Here is a 24,557-nt window from a genome sequence, read left to right as displayed (position 1 = left end):
AGCTTCTTAAAACTAAAATCACATTAGTTCGGCTGTATAATTTTTCCTGTTGATGAATATCTATGATATTCTATCGACAGGATTTTTTTACGTAAAAAAAGAGGCCATAGTCCTCTCTTACTTAAAATCCTTCTTCGACCAATTCAATTAAGTGTATGGAGATTCAAACTATGTCCTCTTTAAATGATTATATTAAATTTACTCTTGATATTGAAGATAAAAACATTATTTTTTCTGATTATTCAAATGAAAATATTAACGGTAAGATTTACAAAATATATTTAGCTGAGCTGATCCAGCCTACTTGTCCTTATTGTAGTTCTACTAATCTTAAGCATAACGGTCATTACGTTTCTAACGTTCGTTTCATTACTGCTGATGCTAGTAAGCCCGTTACTATCAGATTAAGAAAACAACGTGTTCTCTGCAATGACTGTTTAAAAAGATCTATGGCTCAATCTAATCTGGTTAATAAAGGCTCCTATATCTCTAACACTTCTAAGCGAAAAATACTTTCTGCTCTTACTGAAGATCGTTCAATGACCAGCATTGCTAGAGAACATAATGTATCTGTCAACACGGTTCAAAGAGTATTAGAAGCCTGCTCTTCTAAGTTCTATGATGACTTTGATCATCTCCCTGAACACTTAGCCTTTGATGAATTCAAAGGTGTAGGCAAAAAGCTTCACTTTATTTGTCTAGATGGTGATACTCACAAAGTTGTTCAAATTTTTAGAACTCGTTTCAAACCTGATATTCTACGCTATTTTTACAAGTTCACTCCTAAAGCTCGTGCAATGGTTAAAACAGTAACTATGGATCTTAATTGTTATTATCCTTTAGTTGCTAGAGAATTATTTCCAAATGCTCAGATAGTTATTGACCGTTTTCATATGGTTCAAATGCTTACTAGATCGTTTAATATTTTCAGAGTTCAAATCATGAAGCAATTTAATAAAAGAAGCCGTGAATATAAGCTTTTAAAGTCCCCTTGGAAGCTTTATCTCATGAAATATGACAAACTTAATAAGACTACTCCTTATTACGACTGGCATTTTAAGGACTGTCTAACACAGGAGCATGTTGTCTTAGATAGTTTAGATTGTGACCAAACCTTAGAAAATACTTATTGGGTTATGCAAGACTTTATGACTGCTATTCAGGATAACGATGAAAAGAAAGTTATCCATCTACTTCATTCAAAACAAAGTGTTGGTAAACAAATGCATCAAACTCTATTAACTTTTAAACGTAATTATTCTGGTGTCCTAAACGGTATTACCTCAACTTATTCTAATGGTTGTCTTGAAGGAGTTAACCGCAAGATTAAACAAATTGAACGTACTGCTTATGGCTATAGAAATTTCAAACATTTATTAATTAGAATTAGACTCGAAGAAAATATTATAAAAGAAAAGGAATCAAACAGCTATTTGATATGAACCCAAAAATTAGGACATATTATTAAACTGTTTGATTTAAAACCATATTTCGATATTGAATCGGAGTATGGTTTTTTATTGAGCTCTTAATTCTAAAATTATTATAGTAATAAATATACTCTTTGATTGCATCTTCTAGTTCATCTAAATTCTTAAATTTTTTTTCAAAGCCATACCACATTTCTCGCTTTAAGATACCAAAAAATCCTTCCATTAATCCATCATCTAATGAATTACCTTTTCTAGACATTGATTGCTCAATACCATGATCTGTAAGCTATTTTTGAAAGGTAGAATGTTGATATTGCCATCCTTGATCAGTGTGAAAAATAAGACCATTTAGAGAAGGATGAGCTTTATAAGCTAGGTCAAGCATGGTCATTACTTGTTCTAAAACTGGACGGCGACTTAATGTATAAGAAATTATCTCATGGGTACACCCATCCATAATTGGTGATAAATATAATTTTTCGCCGTTTAAATGAAACTCAGTTATATCTGAATACCACTTTCTATCTGGTAAAATGGCTAAAAAATTGCGACAGATCAAATTAGGTTTGATTTCACCTACAGTTCCTCGATAACTTGAATATCTTTTTCTACGTCTAATGGCAATACCAAATAAATGCATCTTTTTCATCAGACGCTTTACTTTCTTATGATTGATTTTAATTCCTTCAATGTGCAATTGAGCTGTAATTCTTCTATAGCCGTAGCGATGTTTATGTTCCTCAAATATTTCTTTGATACGTTTCATGATCTGATGATTTTTTGAATCTTTATCATTTTGTTTTAGAACATAGTAATAATTACTTTTAGATAAGTGAGGTAAATCAGGATTAGAATTGATTACATTTAATATGAAACTGACGGTTACATGAAGTTCTTGCCTTAGTTCAGTAACCACCTGAGCTATTTCTGGTGCTTTTGGTTTTTTCTTTTGGAAACTAAGGCGCTCAATTTTTTTACAAATTCGTTTTCGACAGTAAGCTTGAGATTCTCTTGTTTTAAGTCTTTTACTTGTTTTTGTAGTTCTTTGATTTGTTGGTCTTTGCTTTTCATGATGTGGTCTGCCTTTCTTATGATTAATGACATTATACCCATCCTCTTTATATTTGCGAAGCCAATTATAGATCATACCTGAGCTTGGCAATCCTAAGTCTAATGAAACTTAATTCGCTGGTTCATCGTTAATCAATATTCTTTTAATGGCAGTTTTCTTAAATTCTACCGAATAAGAAGAATATGATTTATTCAAAATTTCTAAGCCGTGAAGGTCTATTAGACGGATTAAATAATATAAATTGTCAGGTCTTACTCCATATTCTCTACCTAGTTGAGATAGTGACTTATGATAATGCTTCCAATTATTGTAGATGTCAATTTTGTCTTGCTTAGATAATTTAGACATAATAAAAACCTCGAAATTCTTGTCCGAATTTCGGGGTTCATATCAATTTCTTAGCTGCTTAATTCCTTCTTAAAATTATCCATCAACAGGATTTGCAAAAGAGCCATTAGTTCTAAGAAGCTTTTTTAGCTATTTTTTAATTATTTTTACCCATCTGAATACACCATAAATTATTAATAGTGCCCAACTAAGGATGGAAATATACAGTAAAGCAGTGAACCAAGTTGGAGTCTTAAAAGAAAGAATTGCTGTATTTTTCCCTTTTCTTGACTGAACTTGTGGCATCCCTATTTCATTCACTTTTGGTTTTATTACTTTATTATTTAAACTTAACTCAGATTGTTTATAAATAAAAATCGGAAGCGTAGTTACTTTAGAAGTTGAGTCTTTCCAAGTAAGCTCTAAACGCCCATTTGAAAGAGCCCTTTGCTCAAAATTATTTTTTTGTAGAGACATACTCATTAACATACCAGTAATATCACTTGATTTGATCTTCTTTCTTACTGGTAGATAATCAGGACTATTAATTTCTACTTTATTGATATATGGAGCTAATCCCTTTTCCTTCATCTCCTTAGCATTGCTAGTAATTCCTTTGTTGTAAGTAATATTATTATTAATCTCATTAAAGTCGGCTCTAACATTAAACAACACTACTACAATTGCTAATGCACTCGCAATCATTCCAATTTTTTTACCATGACTCTTAATTAATTCATTCAGTGTTAAACCAATTCCAAGAAATAGCAAAGGATATGCTACGACAGTAAACCTGTTGGGAAATTGTAAATACCCAGTTACTGCTGGTAGGGTGTCCTTCACAAATTGCCATGGAAACAAATTAGAACTTAAATATAGAAAGACTATGCCTTCTAAGGTAACAAAAGTATTTAATTTAGAAGACTTAAAGTTAAAGATTACATAAATTAGTTGAACAATAAATAGGAGCAATGTGACTTCAGTGATTGACGTCCACATTGTTGAAGTACCAGCAACAGATAGATTAACAGCGGTCAAAACCGGTGAGTAATCGATCGGAGATGCCATTTGATTAGTTGGATAGAGCAGTAAAAATGCACCCCATACGTTTGCTGTTAACACAATGAATAAGCCAACAGCTTTAAAGACATCAATCCACATCTGACGCTTATTTTCACTCAAAACTAATCCGTAAATAAAGAAAGGAATCAAGGCAAGAATGGAGAAGAAAGTGCTTAATAAATGGATCTGAGCTACAATTGCCATTACAATTCCAAGACTAATCCAGCTAAATCGCTTTTTATGATTATTCAACAGGTTAATTCCTTGGATTAATACAAATGGTATTAAAACAGCACCCCATGAGTTGAAAGCATTGGATCTCGGCCAATATGCAATATAACCAGTAGTTAAAAATAATGTGGTAACTATTGAAGAAACAACTTGCGATAGTTTAACCTTTCGACTTAAACGATAGATTCCCAGACCACCAACCAAAAAAATCAGGTAGGTTATAAGAATTTGAAAACGAAGCCAAGAACTACAAAATAAAAGTAAACTTCCCATTAAATAAGCAAAGAATGGGCCATATAAAGCATTGACTATTCGCCCACTCTCACCCATTCCATAATTCATTTGAAAGTAAGAGAAGTTATGATTCTGTATTTGCTGGTAAGTATCATAAAAACGATGAAAGTGAAAAGCAGTGTCGTCTAAAGTAAGACCAGATCGAGTAGTCAATTCAGTCCAAATTAAAACAGTTGCAATTACTAGACTCAAAATTATCGGAATAAGATAATCTATTATTTTATTTTTATATTTTTCTACACTATGATTTTTCATTTCTTACCTCTGATAAGTATTGTCTCAACTGTTTAATTGTATCATTCAACAAGGCGAAAAAAATACTTATTTACTACTTTTATTCTTCAGGAACTGACATATTTACCATATTTCTTCCCTTGCGATAGGCTTCTTTGATGTCACTAATAGTTAAATCTTTACCCTTTTGATCATATGCAACTAATACTTCTCTAACACCATCAGCAAACTTACTTAATAATCTAAATATAGTAATTTCTGCAAAGAATAGAACTAACAATAAGAAAACAGCAGTTGCAGAGATACGTGAAAGTGCAAATAAATTATGGAAGAAAATAATAGATAAAACTAATGCTAAAAAGGATCCACCTAAAACAGTCCACCTAAATTTATTTAGTGGTCTAGAAATATGGTATAGCACCATCATCCCTACTGCGACTAATAACATCGTAGCCGTTGTAGCTACTTCTGGTCTTCCTAATTCTAAAACCATATCTGCCACTACCAAAACTGAGACCGCAAGCATATCTGTAATTCCACCAGGAATTGCCCTTGACAATACATTAGGAATAAATTTTCCGCGAATACGGTTGTAATTATTTTCAAGAGCTAATAAGAATGATGGTAGACCAACAGTAAATGCTGAAATTAAGGCTATTTGAGCCGGACGCAATGGATAAGACATTGCAAAGACAAGAGAAAAGATAGCCATTAAAAATGAAAAGATATTCTTTACCAAGAACAAACTAGCTGATCTTTCAATGTTATTAACTACTTTTCTACCTTCATCTACCACTTTTGGCATTCTAGCAAAATCAGAATCTAACAAAACAACTTGGGATGCTTGAACAGCAGCACTATTGCCTGATGCCATAGCAATTGAACAATCTGCTGTCTTCATTGCTAAAATGTCGTTAACACCGTCTCCTGTCATTGCAACAGTATTACCATTTTTTTGAAGAGCTTTAATTAACTTTTTCTTTTGATCAGGTTTAACACGTCCAAAAACGTTATATTTTTTAACAACTTCTTCATAGTCGCCTTCACCAATTTCGGTTGCATCAATCAACTTATCTGCATCCCGAATACCTGCCTGTTTTGCAACGCGTGCTACCGTTAAAGGATTATCTCCAGAGATCACCTTGATATTTACCCCTTGACGATCAAAATATTCAAAAGTACTTTTTGCTTCTTTACGGATTGGATTAGAAATTAAAATATATCCTAATAACTCAACAGGATCTACTAATTTTTCCTTTTCATCCCTTAGTGCATGCGGATATTTTCCAAAAACTAAAACTCGATATCCTTGTCGGGTATATTGATTTATTTCTTTTTCGTAATTTTCAAATTGATCCCGCAATACAAACTCAGGCGCACCCATTAATAAAGTGCTGTTCTTAATAACTGCTCCACTATATTTATTTCCTGAAGTAAAAGGAATTATTTGGGTAGCCTGAATATTAAATTTTTGATTAAAAGTTTTTGCGACAGCCTTGATAGTTGCATTATCATGCGACATATTTTGGGCAAAAATAGAAATTTCTTTGCTTAACTCTTCTTTAGTAACACTAGCTGGAATAACTTCCTCTACTTCCATTTTAGGTTCCGTAATTGTTCCAGTTTTATCAACACATAGCACATTAACCCGAGCTAATGTTTCAACACTTTTCATATCATGAAGCATAACTTGGGAACGCGCTAAACGCATAGCTGCTAATGCCAAAGCAATTGTCGTTAATAAATACAGACCTTCAGGGATCATTCCAATAATTGCTGCTTCCATTGAGACAATACTGTCCGCTAAATTTAAATGATTTACATAACGGGCAACAATGAAGAGGGCAATTCCACAGGGGATGATGATGATTCCAACCCATTTAATCAATCGATTAATTGAGCGCACCATTTCAGAGCCCTCTTTTGAATTCATCGCTTTAGCTTCTAAAGTTAGCTTAGAAACATAAGAATTCTTACCAACCTTTTCAAGCCGCGCATAAGCTTTTCCTGCAACTACAAAGCTTCCAGACATTAACTCTGCGCCAACATCTTTCTCTATTTCATCGGCTTCACCAGTTAGCAATGCTTCATTTACTCGTAATGTTCCAGAAATAACTTGCCCATCCGCAGGAATTTGATCCCCTGTTTTAAGTACAATTACATCCCCTAAAACTAGATCTTCGATTGGCACAATTTTTTCTTCTTTATCACGAATTACGGCTATTTTTGTTGTATTCATAACATTTAACTTGTCTAAAACACTTTTTGCACGTAATTCTTGGACAATCCCAATTATCATATTTGCAATAATAACTGGTAAAAATGTTAAATCCTTGTATTCTCCAACGATCACTAACAAGATCGCTAATATTAAAAATATCAAGTTAAAATACGTAAATGTATTTTCTTTAATTATTTGCCAGGTAGTCTTAGCTTGATCATTAACAGCTCGGTTAACTTTTCCCTCTTTAATTCTTTGCTCAACTTCTGCTTGTGTTAAGCCAATTGGTTGTTTAAAGTTTTCCTTCATTTGCATCCTTAAAAAATTAATCTATCTGTAAATTATCGTCTTTTTCAATCGTTACCTCACCAGCTACATCAGTATTAAAAAAATCAGAAATCTGGTGAACATCCCAGTTTTGGCCTAATCCCCACATCAGTTTAGTAATCGCACTCTCTGAAGTCATATCACGAGCACTAATTGCTCCTTCAAGCAGCGCTTCTCTCCCAACTTCATATTTTGTAAGATCACTTCGCTCATATAAGCATTGACTCGTCGCAATAATCGGTATTCCTCTTCTAATCAACTTTCCAATTGCAGCTACCATATTTCTGCGGATGTAATTCATCCCGCCTAAACCATACGCTTCAATTACAATTCCTTGACATCCGCTTTCGACCATTGCAAATAGCAAATTCGGATCAAAACCAGGGAATAGTTTAACTAAAGAAACATGAGGATTAATATTAGTGTTTAAAGTTGTTTCTTTTGTGTTTTTAGGTAATTTTTGTTTAGAAAATACCAAACCATCAGATGTTACCCGAGCCACTGGTGGTACATTAACACTTTCAAAAGCATCAAAATTAATTGTTCTCACTTTAACGCTTCTGCATCCCAGCATCACTTTTCGATCAAAGGCTAAATAAATATTAGGATGACAACTAGCAGCTGCCGCAAAGGCTAACTTTAAATTATCCGGTGCATCACTCAGCACTACATTAATTGGAACCTGACTTCCAGTTAAAACAACTGGAATATTAATATTTTGCAGCATGAAAGAAAGCATGGATGCTGTATAGGCCATGGTATCAGTACCATGAGATACTACAATCCCATCATACTTATTTCTATTTTCATAAATTTTTTCAGCAATCAATTTCCATTCTTCAGGCTGAATATTAGATGAATCAAGTTGGAGAATATCTTCGACAGTAATATCATAAGGTAATTCCCCTAACATATTGATTAACTGCTCACCAGATTCTTTAGGCACTAACCCAGCTTCTGAAACAACTGACGCAATTGTTCCACCCGTTGAAAGCAATAATATTTTCTTTTGCATTTTTCACTCACTCTTTAATTCTCTTGTTCTATTAATTATACGAAAAAAGTTGTCATAGTTTAAATTCCATGACAACTTTTTAATAAAAATCTATCCGGCATGCCGCCAGTCTTTATCCATTAAAATCCGGGCTGCAATTAAACCTAATGGTAAACAAATTACAATCATTAAAGCTTGAACCATCCATAAGGCTCCTGCATTTAATGACGTTAATCCTAAGTTAAACATAGCTCGGTACATATATAGTCCCGGCACCATAATTACAATTGACGGCACCGTAATAGCAATTCTAGGGAAACCGGTTTTACGTCTAATAATTGAAGCTAACATTCCTGCAACAAAAGCTCCGATAAAAGCAGCCACAGCCGGTGGAACATTTGACCAATCAACCAAACTTAAGCGTAAAGTATTTGCTATAGCTCCGGAAATCCCTGCAACAGTTGCCATTGGAATTCTAGAATTAAACATAATTGAGAAGCCAAAAACTCCGCAGAAACTAGCAACTAATCTTAAAAGAGTTAAAACTAATGGTGTTAGTCCTAATTTCTCAAAGTTTTGCGGATGCAGGTTCAATATCAAAGCCATTACCCAACCAACTGCAGTTGCAACAACAATAATCATTATTGCATAAGCCATTCTCTCTAATCCTGATCTCATATCAAGCTTAGAAATATCTAGTCCAGATGTAATAAATGGAAAACCTGGAATCACAAAGAGCATGGCTCCAATGTATCCATCTAAATGATGAAGGCTAACTGGATAAAATAGTCTAATTAAGTAAAAACTACCCACATATACCGCGCAGGCTACAGCAACTGCTACTGTAATGTTAGCTAAAATAGTTAAATGTCGATCAATCATTTTTCGACGAATATAATTTCCGCAACCTGCACCTAAAAAAGCACAAATAACTTCAAAAATTCCGCCACCTAGTAAAAAAATAAATCCTGCACATGCAAGACCAGCAGCCAGTCCAACTTGCCACGGAGCATATTGCGATTTCATTGTCGAAATCTCTTCTAATCGGTTATGAATTTGCCCAATCGTCCAATTTCCGTTATCTTTTTTAAACTGACTAACAAAGTTTTCCATACGGTCCAACTTAGTCGTATTCACTCCTGTTGATGGTAAGCTTAGAGCTTGAGTATAGCTCTTACCATCCGCATCAACACAAGTATATTCAATTGAAACAAGTCCAATATCCGTGCTGCATGTCATATCTAAACAGCGAGCAATTGTATTCATCGCTGATCTTACACGCCACGCTCCGGTCCCACAAGAGAGAAGCATCATCCCAATATGCCCTACAATTACCGATCGTTCGGCCAAAGTCGCATTTTTAGCAGGTGTAATATTATCACTAGTAAAAAAATCCTGCCACCGAATTCGCATATGATGATGATGCGACAAAGTATGTTGATGATGGAGCTGATTTACACGTTCATTTTTACTTTCTTTACTGTTCACTTTCATAGTCCCCAAACTTTGATTAAATATCATACCTTTAAAATTTTATCACACAAAAAACGTCTTGCACTCTCAACTTAAGTACAAGACGCTTTTAATTATTAAAATTATTGTTTAAAGGTCAATTCCGTCAACAACTTCCTTCATCTTAGCTGCTGAATAAGCCATTTTCTTCTTTTCATCTTCTGATAAGTGAAGCTCAATCACATCACTAATTCCATTAGCGGTAACTACAGCTGGGCTTCCTAGGTAAAGATCATGAATACCGTATTCTCCAGTCATTGGTGCAGATAGGGGCATCACTAGAGCTTTATTTTCTAAGATTGCCTTACAGATTTGTGTTAAGCACATTGCAACGCCATAAAAAGTTGCTCCCTTATTAGCAATGATCTTACCACCCTTTTTACGAACATCAGTCTCTAATTCAACCAATGTTTCTTCATCTAATTCTTTATAAGAACGAAGAGGCTTATGATCAATAATTGCTTCATCAAAGTTTTCAAAAGATGTATCACCATGTTCACCTAAAACATAAGCATCAATATGATCAACATTAACACCAGTCTTATGTGATAAAGCCACACGCAAGCGAGCTGTATCAAGGGATGTACCGGTTCCGATAACTTTATTCTTAGGAAAACCAGATAACTTTTGAGTTAAAGTAGTTAAAATATCTACTGGATTAGCAGAAACGACAAAAATACCGTTAAAACCAGATTCTACAATTGGTTTTATGATTGATTCTAAAATTTTAACATTAGTTTTTACCAAATCTAGTCTAGTCATTCCAGGCTTTCTTGCAGCTCCAGCAGTAATTACAGCAATATCTGCATCTTTTGCATCACTATAATCCCCACTCTTAACTGTGCATTGACCAACAAATGGGGCTAGATCTTCTAAATCTAAGACATCCCCTTCAGTAATTTTTTTGACTACATCACAAATTACCAATTCATCAATTCTAACATTTTGCAATAAGTCATTTGCAAAGGTCGAACCAACACGGCCGTCACCAACTAAAAATACTTTTCTACGACTCATTTTTATATATACTCCTTTAAATGAAAGCTTAAGTTCTACACTTTAAGTATACACAAATAGCCTTTCTATTGAAAGCGCTTTATTTAATTAAATCTGCCATTGCTTTTCCAGCTTCACGACCAAAAATAATTGTTTCAGCAATCGAATTACCACCAATTCGATTGTTACCGTGTAAGCCACCACTAACTTCACCAGCAGCATATAAACCAGAAATAAAGTTTCCGTTAGTATCATAGACACGGGTATCAGGTGCCACATGAATTCCACCCATTGTGTAATGAATTGCAGGTGCAATATGAATTGCATAATATGGTGCGTGGTCTAACTCAGCCATTCCAGTAGTACGGCCAAATTTTGTATCATCATTATTTGCTACTGCTTTATTCCAATTTTTAAGTGTTTCTTCAAGGTTGGAAATGGGCACTTTAATGTTTTCAGCTAATTCTTCAATAGTGTTTCCATGAACAACTAAATTAATTGAATCATAAAATTCAATTGCCTTAACCCTATCCCTAACTCCTTGGTCAAAGATCAAATATGCCGAATGTTCTGGAGTGTGGGTAATCGCATTTGATACGATCTTTCGCGTATTCAATTCATTAACAAATCTCTTACCTTGATGATCAACTAAAATAGCTCCTTCACCGCGTACTGCTTCACCAATTAAATACGCATGATCTGTATCTTGTTGAACTGTAGGGTGAACTTGGACTAACTCTAATTGCTCAAGTTGTGCTCCCACTTTATTAGCTAATTTTAAGCCGTCTCCAGTCGCACCAGGTTGATTAGTTGTCTTATAGTTACGCAAATCTGGTCGATACTTAGCGATTAAATCTTTAGAAGCACCAAAACCACCAGTAGCAAGTAAAACTGCTTTAGCTTTTACTTGCCGATCATTATTAACTTCTACTCCATTAATTTTCTTGTTGTCATCTTGTAATAATTTAGTCACCTTAGCATCAGTAAAAATTGGAATATTCTTTTCATCAGCAATTTTAAGTAAATTATTAACTAAAAATGCGCCAATTGGTGCCATTGAAGATGGACGGTGTGTACGTTTTTTGGACATACCACCTGTAATTGTTAAATCATCTACTTTAATTCCTAAGTCTTCAAGCCACGCAATAGCCAAAGGTGCATGCTCGACAAAATAATGTAGCATTTCACGGTCATTCATGTAGCCGCCACCTTTTAGCGTCTCATCATAAAATTTTTGCATACTATCGTTTACACCTAAACGAGCTTGAACAATACTTTCAGCAGCATTCATACCAGAACTAGCTCTCATAGTGTTTCCACCTAAAAAGCCATTCTTTTCTAAAATTGCAACATTCAAACCATATTGCTGTGCTTGAATAGCTGCGGCTAATCCTGTACCACCGCTTCCGACAATAATTGCATCATATTCTTTTTGTAACTTATCTACTGTTTGTGTTGGAAATTTATATCCCATTCTTATTCCTTCTTCTAATCATCAATTGGCTTAGTATTCATTGCATTAGTCATGGTAATTGGTTTCATCCACTTATCATATTGTTCTTTAGTAACTAAGCCGCTCTTTAAAGCTGCTGTACGCAAAGTCGTATTATTTTTAGCTGCAGTCTGTGCAATAGTAGCAGCTTCATGGTAACCAATATGTGGTGAAAGTGCAGTAACTGTCATTAATGAATTTGCTACATCCTTAGCCATTCTTTCTTTATTAACAGTCATACCATGAATCATCTTATCTGCAAAGCCAGAAATAGTTCCAGATAAAACATTGGCAGACTCTAAAAATGCTGCAATCATCACTGGCTTAAAGACATTCATTTCAAAGTTTCCTTGAGATGCAGCCATAGTAATAGTTGTATCATTTCCAAAGACTCTCAAACATGCCATGGTAACAGCTTCTGCTTGAGTCGGATTTACTTTACCTGGCATAATTGATGAACCAGGTTCGTTTGCAGGTAAATTAAGTTCTCCTAAACCAGCTCTTGGGCCAGATCCTAAGAAACGAATATCTTGAGAAATTTTGAACATATCAGCTGCCAAAGCTTTTAAAGCGCCATGCACAACATTTAAGCCTGAGTGATTTGCTAAACCAAAGAATTTATTTGTATCAACTTTAAAATTATGTCCATACTTTCTTGATAAACGCTCAGCGATATCTTCTGCCATACCAGGAGCTGCATTAAGTCCAGTGCCAACAGCAGTTCCTCCAATTGGTAATTCATAAAGTGTTTCTTCTAACTCGTTAATGTAGGATAAATCATGATTAAGAGCAGAAATATAGCCTGATAGTTCCTGACCAAAAGTCAATGGAACCGCATCTTGCAAGTGGGTTCTTCCTACTTTAACCGTTGTCCAATACTCATCTTGTTTCACTTTTAGTTCTTTAATCAAGTGTTTAATAGAAGGTTTTAAGTCGTCTAACGCTTGTGTTGCAACTAAATTCATTGCAGTTGGAAAAGTATCATTTGATGATTGTCCCATGTTCACGTCATCATTAGGTAAAATATCTAAACCGGGATTATTTTTATTAGCAAGATTAGCCACCACTTCATTAACATTCATATTAGTTTGGGTACCTGATCCAGTTTGATAGACATGCAATGGAAAATATGGTTGCAATTCTTCATTGTTTAAATCAAGTAGCTGATGAATTGCTTCAATAATGGCACGTCCTTTTTCTTCTGTTTCAGTTCCTGCTTCAATATTAGCTTGAGCAGCAGCTAGCTTTATTTGAAGAAGTGCACGAATAATACCAATTGGCATTAACGCTCCAGTATGGAAATTATCCTTACTTCTTTGTGTTTGTGGACCCCACAATGCCTTTTCAGGAATTTCTACTGGGCCTAATGTATCACTTTCAACACGATAACCTTTTTTCACCATATTTTTGTCCTCCGTTTTCATTATCTTCATTATAGGCTACATTTAAATGAAAGGGCATACAAAAAGCGGAGAATATAATTCTTCGCTAATATAATTGTATTAAATTATACTAAAAATACTTTTTCAATGCTATACGCTTATCGTTCTTGATGATTCAACTTCTTAGCAACTAGGTCTCCAACCACTTGAACAATCAATACCAATAATAAAACTAATAAAGTTGCTACTAAGGTCACATCATTATTAAATCTATTGTATCCATATGAAATAGCTGTATTACCTAATCCGCCAGCACCAACAGCTCCTGCCATTGCAGTTAAACCAATTAAACTAATCAAAGTCACGGTTGAAACTCGAGCTAGTTCAGAGCGACTTTCTCTTAAATATACGTCAAAAATAATATCTTTGGTTGAAGCACCTAATGCTTCTGCAGCTTCAATCTTTCCTTTATCAACACTTTCAAGTGCAACTTGAACTTGTCTAGCAAAAAAGGGAAAAACACCTAAAGTTAATGGCACTAAAGCTGCTTTCATCCCAATTTGAGTTCCAACAATTTTTTGGGTGACTGGAGCAACAAATGCTAACAAAATAATAAATGGTACAGCTCTAAAAATTGATACGATTTTATCAACAACCCAATAAACTACCTTATTAGCTAAAATTCCTTTTGGCTTTGTTAAAACTAGTAATAAGCCAAAAATCAAGCCAAGAATTCCTCCAAAAATAGCTGACCAAAAAGTCATAAATAAGGTTTGGAAAATAGCTGTTCCCCAGCCAGCATCTCCGCCCCAACCTAGGGCTACTACATTAGGAAAGTTTTTAGTGAAAAAACTAATCATTAGTCAGCACTCCTTTATCTAACTTCGTTACTACGACATTTTTACTCTCCAAGAATTTAATAGCTTCTTTTTGCTTTAATTCATCTAAATTCAATAAAATTGCAAGCGTTCCTATTGGTTCACCACTTAGAACTTCTACATTTCCATATAAAATACTTGCTTTTGTATTCAATGAAACATCTAAATCAGCCACAACTGATTTAGTTACATCATTGATGCTATAAACTAATTGATACAATTCTGCGTTCTCGGCTAATTTATCAAAGTTATAAGTATTCAAAATATGTTGAGCCTGCAAAGCTCCACCCACAAATTGACGCGTAAGTTGCTTTTGAGGATGTAAGAAGACCTCTCTCAACTCACCTTTTTCGATTACTTTTCCCTTTTCCATTACTGCAATTTTATTTGCTACACGTTTTACAGCATCCATTTCATGGGTAATTAAAACAACAGTTAGGCCTAATTTTTTATTTAGATCATATAATAAATCTAAGATTTGATTAGTAGTTTTTGGATCAAGGGCACTCGTTGCCTCATCAGAAATCAAAATATCAGGATCATTGGCCAAGGCACGCGCAATAGCTACACGCTGTTGCTGACCTCCAGATAATTGAGCCGGATAAAAATCTGCCTTATCTTTTAAGCCAACTAATTCTAGTAAATGGAGAGATTTTTTCTCTAATTCCTGGTCAGATAAACGACTATGCTGCAATGCAAAAGCAACATTTTCAATAACAGTTTCTTCATTCAATAGGTTAAAATTTTGAAAAATCATCCCAATTTTCCGTCTTTTTTCTTGAAGTTGCTTCTTGCTTATTTGTAATTTATTGTCTTTAAACAACACCGTTCCATTAATCTCTACTGATCCAGCAGAAGGATATTGAAGTAAGTTGATTGTTCTTACTAAAGTGGATTTTCCGGCTCCAGAAAATCCAATTACACCGTAAATATCACCCTTATTTATTTCTAAACTTACATCGTTAACTGCTTTATTTTGTCCAAATTGAACGGTAATATTTTTCAAATCAATTTGTGCTGCCATTAGACTGCTCCCCCTCTTACTTTAATTTCAATCCCCAAGCTGCAACTTCAGTCTTGCCATAAAGCTTGTCAGATAATTTCTTAGTTTTTTCAGTTTGATATGCCTTAACTAAATCCTTGTAAATTTTGTTATTTCTATCTTTTTTATTTGCAACAATTATGTTAATCCATTGTTCAGAATCTTTATTCAAAGGCTCAATATAAATTGTTTGCTTATCGCCTAATTTAGCAGGAACGGCATAAGTATTATTAACGATACTTGCATCTACATCATCAATTACTCGTGCTGTTTGCTCTGCACTAACTTCTTTAATTTTTAGACCCTTTGGATTTGAAGTAATATCAGCTACCGTTGCAAGTTTAACGCCCTTTTTCAAGTTAATTAGTCCAGCATTTTTCAAGACATATAAGGCTCTTGATTCATTAGACGCATCATTTGGCACTGCAATTGTAGAACCTTGTGGCAAATCCTTAATGCTCTTATATTTCTTTGAATACAACCTGATTGGAGCAATATAAGTATTCCCAATTGCGACTAGTGAACCATGATTTGCCTTATTCCATGCATTTAAAAATGTATAGTGCTGGAAAGCATTTAGATCAATATCACCATTTTGAAGTGCCTTATTTGGTTGATTATAGTCAGTAAAATTCTTAATTTTAATTTTTATACCATACTCTTCTTCAGCAGTTTCTGCTACACTTTTCCAAATTTCAGCGTCTTGCTTTGTTTGACCAACTACACCCACTACTACTTCTTTTTGATTCTTGGCAGTGTTACTGGTTGGACCAAAACTAAACCATCCAGCAATTACAATTAAAACTGCCACTAGTGACCAAATTATTCTATTTCTAATTCTCTTTTTATGCATTGTACTTTCCTCCAAACAAAAAAGCACTCATCCATAAAAGGACGAGTGCTCGCGTTACCACCTTTAATTTGCCATTTACTCACATAAATGACCTTAGTAAGTAGCTCCTAATTTTCATTAAGAATTACCTTGCGTTTTTAACGATCGCAACTCCGTTGATAACTTATTATTAAAATTCGTTACCACCATTTTAATCTCTAGTCCATCTTCAATTAGCTGTTTTATCTACTTCCACCACACGTAGACTCTCTAAAAAAACATTACCAATTTACTCAACTAGCAAAATGTTTAAGTTAATTGTTAAAAATATATTATAATCTTAATCAATTTTCGTCAAGTCTTTTTTTATTTTTTATTTTCTTATCGAAATCATTATATTATCCTGATACATGAGGATATTTAAGAATGGAGAAAGAATGATGAAAAATAATATTGTCAAAATAATAATGTGGATCCTCTTTTGGTTTTATCTAATTCCATATTATTTACTAAAAAAATTTGTTTTTAAGAAAAACAAACATCAAGTTTTTTGGGCAAATTGTGTAACAATCGCTTTATTAGTTTTACTAAGTCTAGCGCTCAGCCCAAGCAGTACAACCACTACTTCAATTAATGAGAACGCCTCAGCCAAAAGCAGCAGAGTAGTTCATAAAACGGTCATTAAAAAAGTTGGAACTAAAGAACTTAATAAAGAAAAAGCTAGAGCTAAGGTTCTCAAACAAGAACAAAAGAATAAACAAGCTGAATATGACAAGTTAAAGCAGCAACTTGATGACTACCAAGAAAAAGAAGAACAACAAAAACAAGAAGCTGAACAAGCAAGAAAAAAGGCTGAAGCGGCAGCTAAAAAAGAGGCCAAAGCCCGTCAAAAAGAAGCTGAAGAACAACAAAAAGCTGCTCAACGTCAGGAAGCAAATACTAGTAGTTCTTCTAATTCTTCTGATTCTTCTAATCAAGGTGATCTTTATACTGGTAACCAAGGAACAATTGTCGGAAACAGTAATTCAAAAATTTACCACGTACCTGGTCAAGCAGGCTACCATATGAATTCAGCTAATGCCGTTTACTTTAACAGTGAACAAGACGCAATTAATGCTGGTTATAGAAAGGCAAAAAGATAATGAAACATAAGAAAATTACCGAATTTTTAACAGTTACTCTTTTGTTTTCTCTCGGACTTAGTCAAACATATACTGTTCAAGCTAGTTCATCTAACGATACTAAAGTCGTTAAAAAATATAAGTATGACTATACTGATCAAAAGAAAGCAAAAAATTTAAACAAGCAGAACAAAAAAATTGAGAAGAAAATTAGCTCTTTAGATAAAAAGATAGCTGATCTTCAAAAGCAATTAAAAAACTACACTAATCCAAATGCAGTTGAATCTTTAAGTAAACAAAAATTAGCTAGTCTTGATTATACGGGGAAAACTGTTGTTAACGTGAACAATAATAATCCAGATTTTTCAAAAGAAGATTTAGATACAAGTCGTGGTGCCTGGCAAAAATATGGCGATCTTGACTCACAAAATCGTGTAACTGCCGCAAATGCTCTTTTAAATAGTTCCTTAATGCCGAAAACCAAAAGAGAACCACTCCATGTCAATCCAACAGGATGGCATAATAAAAAAATAAATAATCATTGGCTCTATAATCGTTCTCACTTAATTGGCTATCAACTTACGGGCCAGAATAATAATTGGAAAAATTTGATGACTGGGACTAGACACTTAAATGACCCGGATATGTTAATGTATGAGAATGAAGTGGCTACTTATCTAAAAGCCTCCCCATCAAATTATGTTCGTTATCGCGTTACGCCCATTTTTAGAAATAATGAGTTATTAGCTCGTGGTGTCGAAATGGAAGGTCAGTCAATTAATTCAAATGACGTTCATTTCCATGTTTATATATTTAATGTTCAAGATGGCGTAAACTTAAATTACTCAAATGGAACCAGTAAAGCTTCTTAAGTTTTAATAAAATAACTATATTAAAGTTATTTTTTTTGATATACTTCTATTCGCTTCTCTTAATTTCCTAAGTTCAAACCTATACTTTTCTTTCATAATACTTATTCAATTAGTATTTATGCTTAATGGTTTAGGTGTATGAATATACTAAATGAAGAAAGATAATATTATAAATTCTTCATTTAATTACAGTTTAACTTTATTCTAAAAAGCGCAGGCAGAAATCTGTGTGAAAGGAATTGTGATTGAAGTGATAGACAACTTAGGAGCTGCGATCAAAAAAAGGCGCAGGAGTTTGAGAATGACTCAAGAAGACCTTGCGGAATTCAGTAGTCTATCAGTGAATTTCATCTCTAAGATTGAAAGAACAGGTAATCAAAATATCAGTATTCAAAAATTAGATGCGATTGCAAAGGCACTACAAACATCCGTAATTACTTTAATTGATGAATCATCCAAAACTCCTGAACCACAGGCATTTGCAAGTAAGTTAAGCAATGACCGTGTTTTTCTTGACAAGCTTACAAATGACATGAAAAAACTTCCTGTTGAACAGGAAGAAGCTTTAGCTAAAAGTTTTATTACTATAATTAATACTTTTGCTAAAGAAGATAAATAAAAACTTTGCCAGATATCTTCTATCTGGCAAAGTTTTTTTATTTTATAGTCTAATTTTGATAATTAATTGTTTGCTTTTCAATCAACTTGTAATCTATTAACTCATCACCATTTAAGTTTTCTTTATTTAATTCAATGGCGTTAATTTGATTATTTTCATAATTGGTATAATAAAACGTGCCTGTCTCCAAGTTAGTTCCATCAGAGTAAATTGTGTACTCATAAGAATTTGGTCTGACTTCATCCGTTCCCTTTGGCTGTTCAACTGAATGTAAAATATGGAAATAATTTGTTACACTACTTAATTCATTATTTCCTTGAGGGGAATGTGCCCGAACAAAAGCTACTTTCACAAAACGACTGGCTGAATCCATTCCTCCTGGCAAAAAATGAGTCCCTAACCCGCGACTATATAAATTGAGGTCAACACCTGGAACAAGAATATTTTTAGGCTGTGCAGGTGCTATATTACTATAATTAGCTAAGTTACGTAACTGGCCTGGAAATTCAGGATTATTGGTTAAAACATGAACTGGATTATCATAAACGTGTAATCCACTTAAAGTCGATTCTACAACGATCGACTCACCAGTCTTATCAGCCATTAACCAGTGAAGTGGAGAAAGTGGTAGTTTTTCTGAAAAGTTTATATTTACTAAGCTAACATCTTTCAATGCATCTTTTACTTCAGCAACCGTAGTACATTGACTTAGCAAATAAGGAATTAATTCAAATGGTGTAACATTATTTTTCTCCGCATTTTCTGGAAAATAATGACACGGACCATCAAAATTAAGACCAGCAATTCCTAGCCCTTCTTCATTTGCTGCATCAAAATATAGTGGATAATTATTTTCTACAATCGCCATCCCAACCATGGCATATTTTGCCTTTTTACTTGGTAATTTACGATATTAAAACTCATAATTCCTTGGTGTAATTACAGGATGTTCACCAAAAGAAATTTCCAAGTCTAGATTTCGGCCAAAATAATGATGATTATTTGAACTATAAACAATTGAGGTACACATATAAACTCCTCCTTATATCTTTTACAGTCCCTATATTACTCTTTTTTTCAAAAATAAAAAGGAAACTTCTCCTATGAAGTTTCCTTATTTTATTATTAGTATATTTTTCGAACGTGATCTTGAATAGTTGGGTTATCTAAAAATTCATCATAGCTAGTATCTGCACGACTAACAATTCCTTTAGAGCCGACCTCAATAATATGATCTGCGATAGTTTGAATAAATTCATGATCGTGAGATGTAAATAAGATTGAGCCTTGGTAATCTTTCAAAGCGTCGTTAAGAGAAGTAATAGATTCTAAGTCCAAATGGTTAGTAGGATCATCCATTACCAAAACATTAGCTGGTTCAAGCATCATTCTTGAAAGCTGACAGCGAACTTTTTCTCCACCCGAGAGTACCTTAATCTTCTTGTCAATCTCTTCACCAGAAAAGAGCATTCGACCTAAAAAGCCACGTAAAAAAGTATTATCATCTTGTTCTTTAGTAGCATATTGACGAAGCCAATCTAAAATCGTTAATTCATCGTTATTAAAGTTAGCATTTAAATCACGTGACATATAGTTATAAGCAGTAGTTTGACCCCAAGTCACAGTACCACTCTCTGGCTTAACTTTACCAGCAATAATGTCCATTAAAGCAGTGGTTGCTAAAGTATTGCGTGATAAAAATGCAACTTTATCACCAGGACGCACTATAAATGAAACATGGTCCAAAATCTTTTCACCATCAACACTATAAGATACATCTTCTACTTTTAGTAAATCGTTTCCTAGGTCACGGTGCATTTCGAATTTTACATAAGGATATTTACGAGAAGATGGTCTAATATCATCAAGGGTAATTTTTTCTAATTGTTTCTTTCTTGAAGTGGCTTGTTTTGATTTAGACGCATTTGCTGAGAAACGAGCAATAAATTCTTGTAGTTCCTTTATTTTTTCTTCTTTTTTAGCATTTTGGTTAGCTGCTAATTCACTTGCAAGCTTACTTGATTCATACCAGAAATCGTAATTACCCATGTATAATTGAATTTTGCCATAATCAACATCACACATTTGTGTACATACTTGATTTAAGAAGTGACGGTCGTGGGAAACTACAATAACAATATTTGGATAATCGGCTAAAAAGTCTTCAAGCCAGTTTACAGTATGAACATCTAAACCGTTAGTGGGCTCATCAAGTAAAAGAATATCAGGATTACCAAATAAGGCTTGTGCTAATAATACTTTAACTTTTTCCGCTTCTGGTAATTCACTCATCTTACTTTGATGCAACCCTTCTGGTATACCTAAAGACTGCAAAAGCTTAGATGCGTCTGCTTCGGCGTTCCAACCGTCAAGTTCAGCAAATTTAGATTCTAGTTCTGCAGCTTTAACTCCATCTTCATCGCTAAAATCAGCCTTAGAATAAAGCTCATCTTTATCTTTCATTACTTGATAAAGTTCTTTATGCCCCTGAATTACTGTATCTAAAACAGTAAATTCTTCGAAAGCAAAGTGGTCTTGATTCAAGCTAGACATTCTTTCATTAGCATCGATAGAAATATTACCTGTAGTAGGTTCAATCTTACCTTCTAGCAGTTTCAAAAAAGTTGACTTACCGGCACCATTAGCACCGATTACTCCATAACAATTACCGGGAGTGAATTTCAAGTTAACATCTTCGTATAAGGTACGACCAGATAAATTTAAACTTAAATCTGAGACAGTAATCAAATTATTTTCCTCTCTTACATCTAATTTTTTAGTTATAACACATTATAGAAAGTCTTTTTATGAAAATTTAATGCAAACTGGTAATGAATGTAGCTAATCCAAATAAAATCCCCGGAAAGTTAGCTACAAACAACGGCCAATCCTTTTTCTCTCTTAAGAGAGCATACAGAACCCAAATAAGGCAGTTAATGGCTGCAACTAATGGCTGAATAGGATTGCCGTAATTTCCTTGCAAATTATTCATAATTTGTGGAATATAAGAAACATACATTAGAACAGATAAAACTGAGCCAATTCGTCCAATCGTTAATACAGTCTTATTATCAAAAGATCTAATTTTCTTTTTCAACTAATCTTCCTTTCTATACTATGTTATCTAGTTTACTTACTTTTTATAGTTATCTCAAGCACAAAAAAAGAGATTGATCAAAAATCAATCTCTTTTTTTAATATCAACTTATATTAATCTAAGTCAACGTTGTCTGGGAAAAATGCTAAACGTTCACCCTTACCAAGTTCTTCTTCGATTTCAAGTAAACGGTTGTACTTTTCAACACGTTCTGAACGAGCTGGAGCACCAGTCTTCAATTGACCACCATTAACAGCAACTGCGAAGTCAGCGATGAAAGTATCACCAGTTTCACCTGAACGGTGAGAAATCATAGTGTTGTAACCATTCTTACGTGAAAGACGAATAGTTTCAAGAGTTTCAGTAACAGTACCGATTTGGTTCAACTTGATTAATGAAGCGTTACCAGCACCTTCGTGAATAGCCTTGTTCAAAAGCTTAGGGTTAGTACAAATGAAGTCGTCAAGAACGATTTGGATACGGTCCTTGTGACTTTGAGTAAACTTAACCATACCTTCAACATCGTTTTCATCGTATGGGTCTTCCATAGAAATTAATTCTGGGAATTCGTCAAGTAACTTGTCGTAGTAGTCTGCCAATTCTTCGTCAGTAAGAACTTTACCTTCAAGGTGGTACTTGCCGTCTTCTTTGTTGTAGAAGTATGAAGCAGCACAGTCACATGCAATAGCAATATCTTCACCTGGCTTATAACCAGCCTTGATGATTGATTCATGTAATGCCTTCAAAGCTTCTTCTGAGTTCTTCATGTTAGGAGCGAAACCACCTTCGTCACCTAAGCCAGTTTCGTAACCCATATCTTCAAGAACTTTCTTCAAAGTGTGGTATACGTTAACGATCTTTTCAAAACCATCACGGAATGAAGTCTTAGCAACTGGGGTAATCATGAATTCTTGAATATCGATACCGTTGTCTGCGTGTTCACCACCGTTAATAACGTTGTGGAAAGTTTGAGGCATTTCAAGGTCAGTACCACCAAGGTAACGGTATAATGGTTGGTGGTTATCCTTAGCAGCTGCAGCAGCAGTAGCCATAGATACACCTAAGATAGCGTTAGCACCAAGACGGCCCTTGTTTGGAGTACCATCTAAAGCAATCATAGTTGCGTCGATGTTTGGTTGATCATGTGGATCTAATCCCTTTAAAGCGTCGTTGATTTCAGTGTTAACGTTGTTAACAGCGTTCATAACACCTTTACCACCAAGACGTGAACCACCATCACGTAATTCAACAGCTTCGTTTTCACCAGTTGAAGCACCAGATGGAACTTCAGCCTTACCTACAACACCGTTTGAAAGAGTAACGAAAACTTCAACAGTTGGGTTACCACGTGAATCAAAGATTTCAAGTGCATGTACATTCTCAATAACTGATTTGAGCATTAAAAAAATCCTCCTTAAATTTGTGGCGAAAAATACAAACTAACCGAATTGGCATCTAGTCAGTGTTTTTCGTCGCTTTTAGGCATAGCCCTTTTGACTACAGATTTATTTTAAAGCAACTTTGTGAGTATGTAAACTAAAGAAAGCAATTATTTTTTTATAAAAAAAGATCGACCATTAAAAGGCCAATCCTAAAAGTTGCTGTGCAATTGTAAAACAAAATAGGGCTAAAGTTGTTGCTCCCAAAACATCAGATGGATAGTGTGCACGCATATTTAAACGTGACATTACTACCAGTCCCCATGCTATTATCAAAGTAATTAAGAGCCAGATTCCCATAATATGACCAAAGATTTGCCATAACATTAATGACATAATAGTTGCGCTTAATACATGTCCACTAGGAAAGCTATAGCCATCTCGATAGGTTCTCATTGACAAGGGTCTTTTTCTTTTAACTGAATGCTTCAAAAAGATTCCAACTGCATCAGTTACTGCTAAAGTACCTAAAGACCAAATTGCAAGCCAAGGGTGATGAAACAAAACTAATAGGCCTGCTAATAAAAAGTCCCAAACAACAATTACCTTAGGCTCATTTAAGACTGTAATAACTTTCCAAATTTTACCGTCTCTATTTTTAACAAGTTTATGGTGCAATAAATGATCATAAAAATTAAATAGACGAGAATTTCTAATGTTAAATATTAATCCTAAAAGAATCAATGCCGAAATCAGCAATTGAATTAAACAATGCAATTTCACTTTTACTTAACCTCAATTAATTGTGCTAATAAATATTGTAACAGCAAAAAAATAAAGCACATATGTTTTTAAATTTTATTTAACTATTTCAATAAAAAATAGGAGTGAGATTTCACCCTGAGCAAATATTTGGCGATCAAAGTGTATAAAAAAGCCCGTAAGATTAATACTTACGGACCAAATTTAAAGGAGAGTACAGGATTTGAACCTGCGCGCCGGTATAAGCCGGTTCGCCGGATTTCGAGTCCGGTGCATTACCACTCTGCCAACTCTCCAATTACAACGTTTTTATTATAGCAATTAAAAAATAAATGGTAAATACAAAATAACTAATTCTAAAATTAATCTTTAAAAAGT

General features: G+C 34.1%; 18 protein-coding genes, 1 tRNA gene and 2 pseudogenes. 4 read left to right on the top strand and 17 right to left on the bottom strand.

The genetic code is table 11. From position 1 onward, the window contains the following. The first annotated feature begins 170 nt into the window (after positions 1-170). A complete protein-coding gene (locus GTO82_RS04040) occupies positions 171-1,442 on the top strand; it encodes an ISL3 family transposase (RefSeq protein ID WP_180873876.1) in 1,272 nt (423 codons plus the stop codon). 22 nt (positions 1,443-1,464) lie between these two features. On the opposite strand, the pseudogene GTO82_RS04035 reads toward GTO82_RS04040, so the two are convergent. From GTO82_RS04035 to GTO82_RS03985, 11 genes and pseudogenes are all read right to left on the bottom strand, one after another. After that, positions 1,465-2,853, bottom strand: a pseudogene (locus tag GTO82_RS04035) (IS3 family transposase). Positions 2,854-2,982: 129 nt separating this feature from the next. Then, positions 2,983-4,674: a cell division protein gene (locus tag GTO82_RS04030; RefSeq protein WP_180873875.1), complete on the bottom strand. Its 1,692-nt coding sequence runs from the start codon at positions 4,672-4,674 to the stop codon at positions 2,983-2,985. 79 nt (positions 4,675-4,753) lie between these two features. Then, the gene (locus GTO82_RS04025; RefSeq protein WP_180873873.1) at positions 4,754-7,183 is read right to left on the bottom strand and encodes an HAD-IC family P-type ATPase; all 2,430 of its coding nucleotides are present in this window, start codon (positions 7,181-7,183) and stop codon (positions 4,754-4,756) included. A 16-nt stretch (positions 7,184-7,199) separates the two neighbouring features. Next, on the bottom strand, positions 7,200-8,216 hold the full coding sequence (locus tag GTO82_RS04020; RefSeq protein ID WP_094498039.1) for an asparaginase: 1,017 nt from the start codon (positions 8,214-8,216) through the stop codon (positions 7,200-7,202). A 90-nt stretch (positions 8,217-8,306) separates the two neighbouring features. Then, positions 8,307-9,689: a threonine/serine ThrE exporter family protein gene (locus GTO82_RS04015; RefSeq protein ID WP_014567387.1), complete on the bottom strand. Its 1,383-nt coding sequence runs from the start codon at positions 9,687-9,689 to the stop codon at positions 8,307-8,309. Between the two features lie 108 nt (positions 9,690-9,797). Next, a complete protein-coding gene (locus tag GTO82_RS04010; RefSeq protein WP_180873872.1) occupies positions 9,798-10,724 on the bottom strand; it encodes an L-lactate dehydrogenase in 927 nt (308 codons plus the stop codon). 79 nt (positions 10,725-10,803) lie between these two features. Further along, on the bottom strand, positions 10,804-12,177 hold the full coding sequence (locus GTO82_RS04005; RefSeq protein ID WP_180873870.1) for a flavocytochrome c: 1,374 nt from the start codon (positions 12,175-12,177) through the stop codon (positions 10,804-10,806). Positions 12,178-12,191: 14 nt separating this feature from the next. Beyond that, the gene (locus tag GTO82_RS04000) at positions 12,192-13,598 is read right to left on the bottom strand and encodes a class II fumarate hydratase (RefSeq protein ID WP_180873868.1); all 1,407 of its coding nucleotides are present in this window, start codon (positions 13,596-13,598) and stop codon (positions 12,192-12,194) included. 137 nt (positions 13,599-13,735) lie between these two features. Then, positions 13,736-14,437, bottom strand: coding sequence for a methionine ABC transporter permease (locus GTO82_RS03995; protein WP_180873867.1), 702 nt, complete (start codon positions 14,435-14,437; stop codon positions 13,736-13,738). Further along, entirely contained in the window at positions 14,430-15,479 is a 1,050-nt protein-coding gene (locus GTO82_RS03990; protein WP_180873865.1) for a methionine ABC transporter ATP-binding protein, read from the bottom strand. The genes GTO82_RS03995 and GTO82_RS03990 overlap by 8 nt, the downstream gene beginning before the upstream one ends. Positions 15,480-15,495: 16 nt before the next feature. Further along, positions 15,496-16,350 (bottom strand): MetQ/NlpA family ABC transporter substrate-binding protein, encoded by an 855-nt coding sequence (locus GTO82_RS03985; protein WP_180873863.1) that lies wholly within the window; start codon positions 16,348-16,350, stop codon positions 15,496-15,498. A 416-nt stretch (positions 16,351-16,766) separates the two neighbouring features. Here GTO82_RS03985 and GTO82_RS03980 point away from each other — a divergent pair, with 416 nt between their 5' ends. The 3 genes from GTO82_RS03980 (at position 16,767) to GTO82_RS03970 (ending at position 18,941) form a co-directional block, all read left to right on the top strand. After that, positions 16,767-17,471 carry a sunset domain-containing protein gene (locus tag GTO82_RS03980; protein WP_180873861.1) on the top strand — a complete coding sequence of 235 codons (705 nt, stop codon included), beginning with the start codon at positions 16,767-16,769 and terminating at the stop codon, positions 17,469-17,471. Further along, positions 17,471-18,322 (top strand): DNA/RNA non-specific endonuclease, encoded by an 852-nt coding sequence (locus tag GTO82_RS03975; RefSeq protein ID WP_180873859.1) that lies wholly within the window; start codon positions 17,471-17,473, stop codon positions 18,320-18,322. Before GTO82_RS03980 ends, GTO82_RS03975 begins: the two co-directional genes overlap by 1 nt. A gap of 301 nt (positions 18,323-18,623) precedes the next feature. Further along, positions 18,624-18,941 (top strand): helix-turn-helix domain-containing protein, encoded by a 318-nt coding sequence (locus GTO82_RS03970; RefSeq protein WP_004897163.1) that lies wholly within the window; start codon positions 18,624-18,626, stop codon positions 18,939-18,941. A 49-nt stretch (positions 18,942-18,990) separates the two neighbouring features. On the opposite strand, the pseudogene bsh reads toward GTO82_RS03970, so the two are convergent. The 6 genes and pseudogenes from bsh to GTO82_RS03940 form a co-directional block, all read right to left on the bottom strand. Further along, a pseudogene (gene bsh / locus GTO82_RS03965) lies at positions 18,991-19,971 on the bottom strand (choloylglycine hydrolase). Positions 19,972-20,066: 95 nt separating this feature from the next. Continuing rightward, positions 20,067-21,689, bottom strand: a complete 1,623-nt coding sequence (locus GTO82_RS03960; RefSeq protein WP_180873857.1) for an ABC-F family ATP-binding cassette domain-containing protein — start codon at positions 21,687-21,689, stop codon at positions 20,067-20,069. Positions 21,690-21,756: 67 nt separating this feature from the next. Continuing rightward, positions 21,757-22,038, bottom strand: a complete 282-nt coding sequence (locus GTO82_RS03955; RefSeq protein ID WP_011162173.1) for a membrane protein — start codon at positions 22,036-22,038, stop codon at positions 21,757-21,759. A 113-nt stretch (positions 22,039-22,151) separates the two neighbouring features. Next, positions 22,152-23,438 (bottom strand): phosphopyruvate hydratase, encoded by a 1,287-nt coding sequence (gene eno / locus GTO82_RS03950; protein WP_004897160.1) that lies wholly within the window; start codon positions 23,436-23,438, stop codon positions 22,152-22,154. 177 nt (positions 23,439-23,615) lie between these two features. Further along, positions 23,616-24,200 carry a phosphatase PAP2 family protein gene (locus tag GTO82_RS03945; RefSeq protein WP_180873850.1) on the bottom strand — a complete coding sequence of 195 codons (585 nt, stop codon included), beginning with the start codon at positions 24,198-24,200 and terminating at the stop codon, positions 23,616-23,618. Between the two features lie 187 nt (positions 24,201-24,387). Beyond that, positions 24,388-24,475, bottom strand: a tRNA-Ser gene (locus tag GTO82_RS03940). Positions 24,476-24,557: the final 82 nt, after the last annotated feature.

It is taken from the genome of Lactobacillus johnsonii, assembly GCF_013487865.1.
GTDB classification, from domain to species: domain Bacteria; phylum Bacillota; class Bacilli; order Lactobacillales; family Lactobacillaceae; genus Lactobacillus; species Lactobacillus johnsonii_A.
This window is presented reverse-complemented; position numbering and strand designations above follow the sequence as displayed.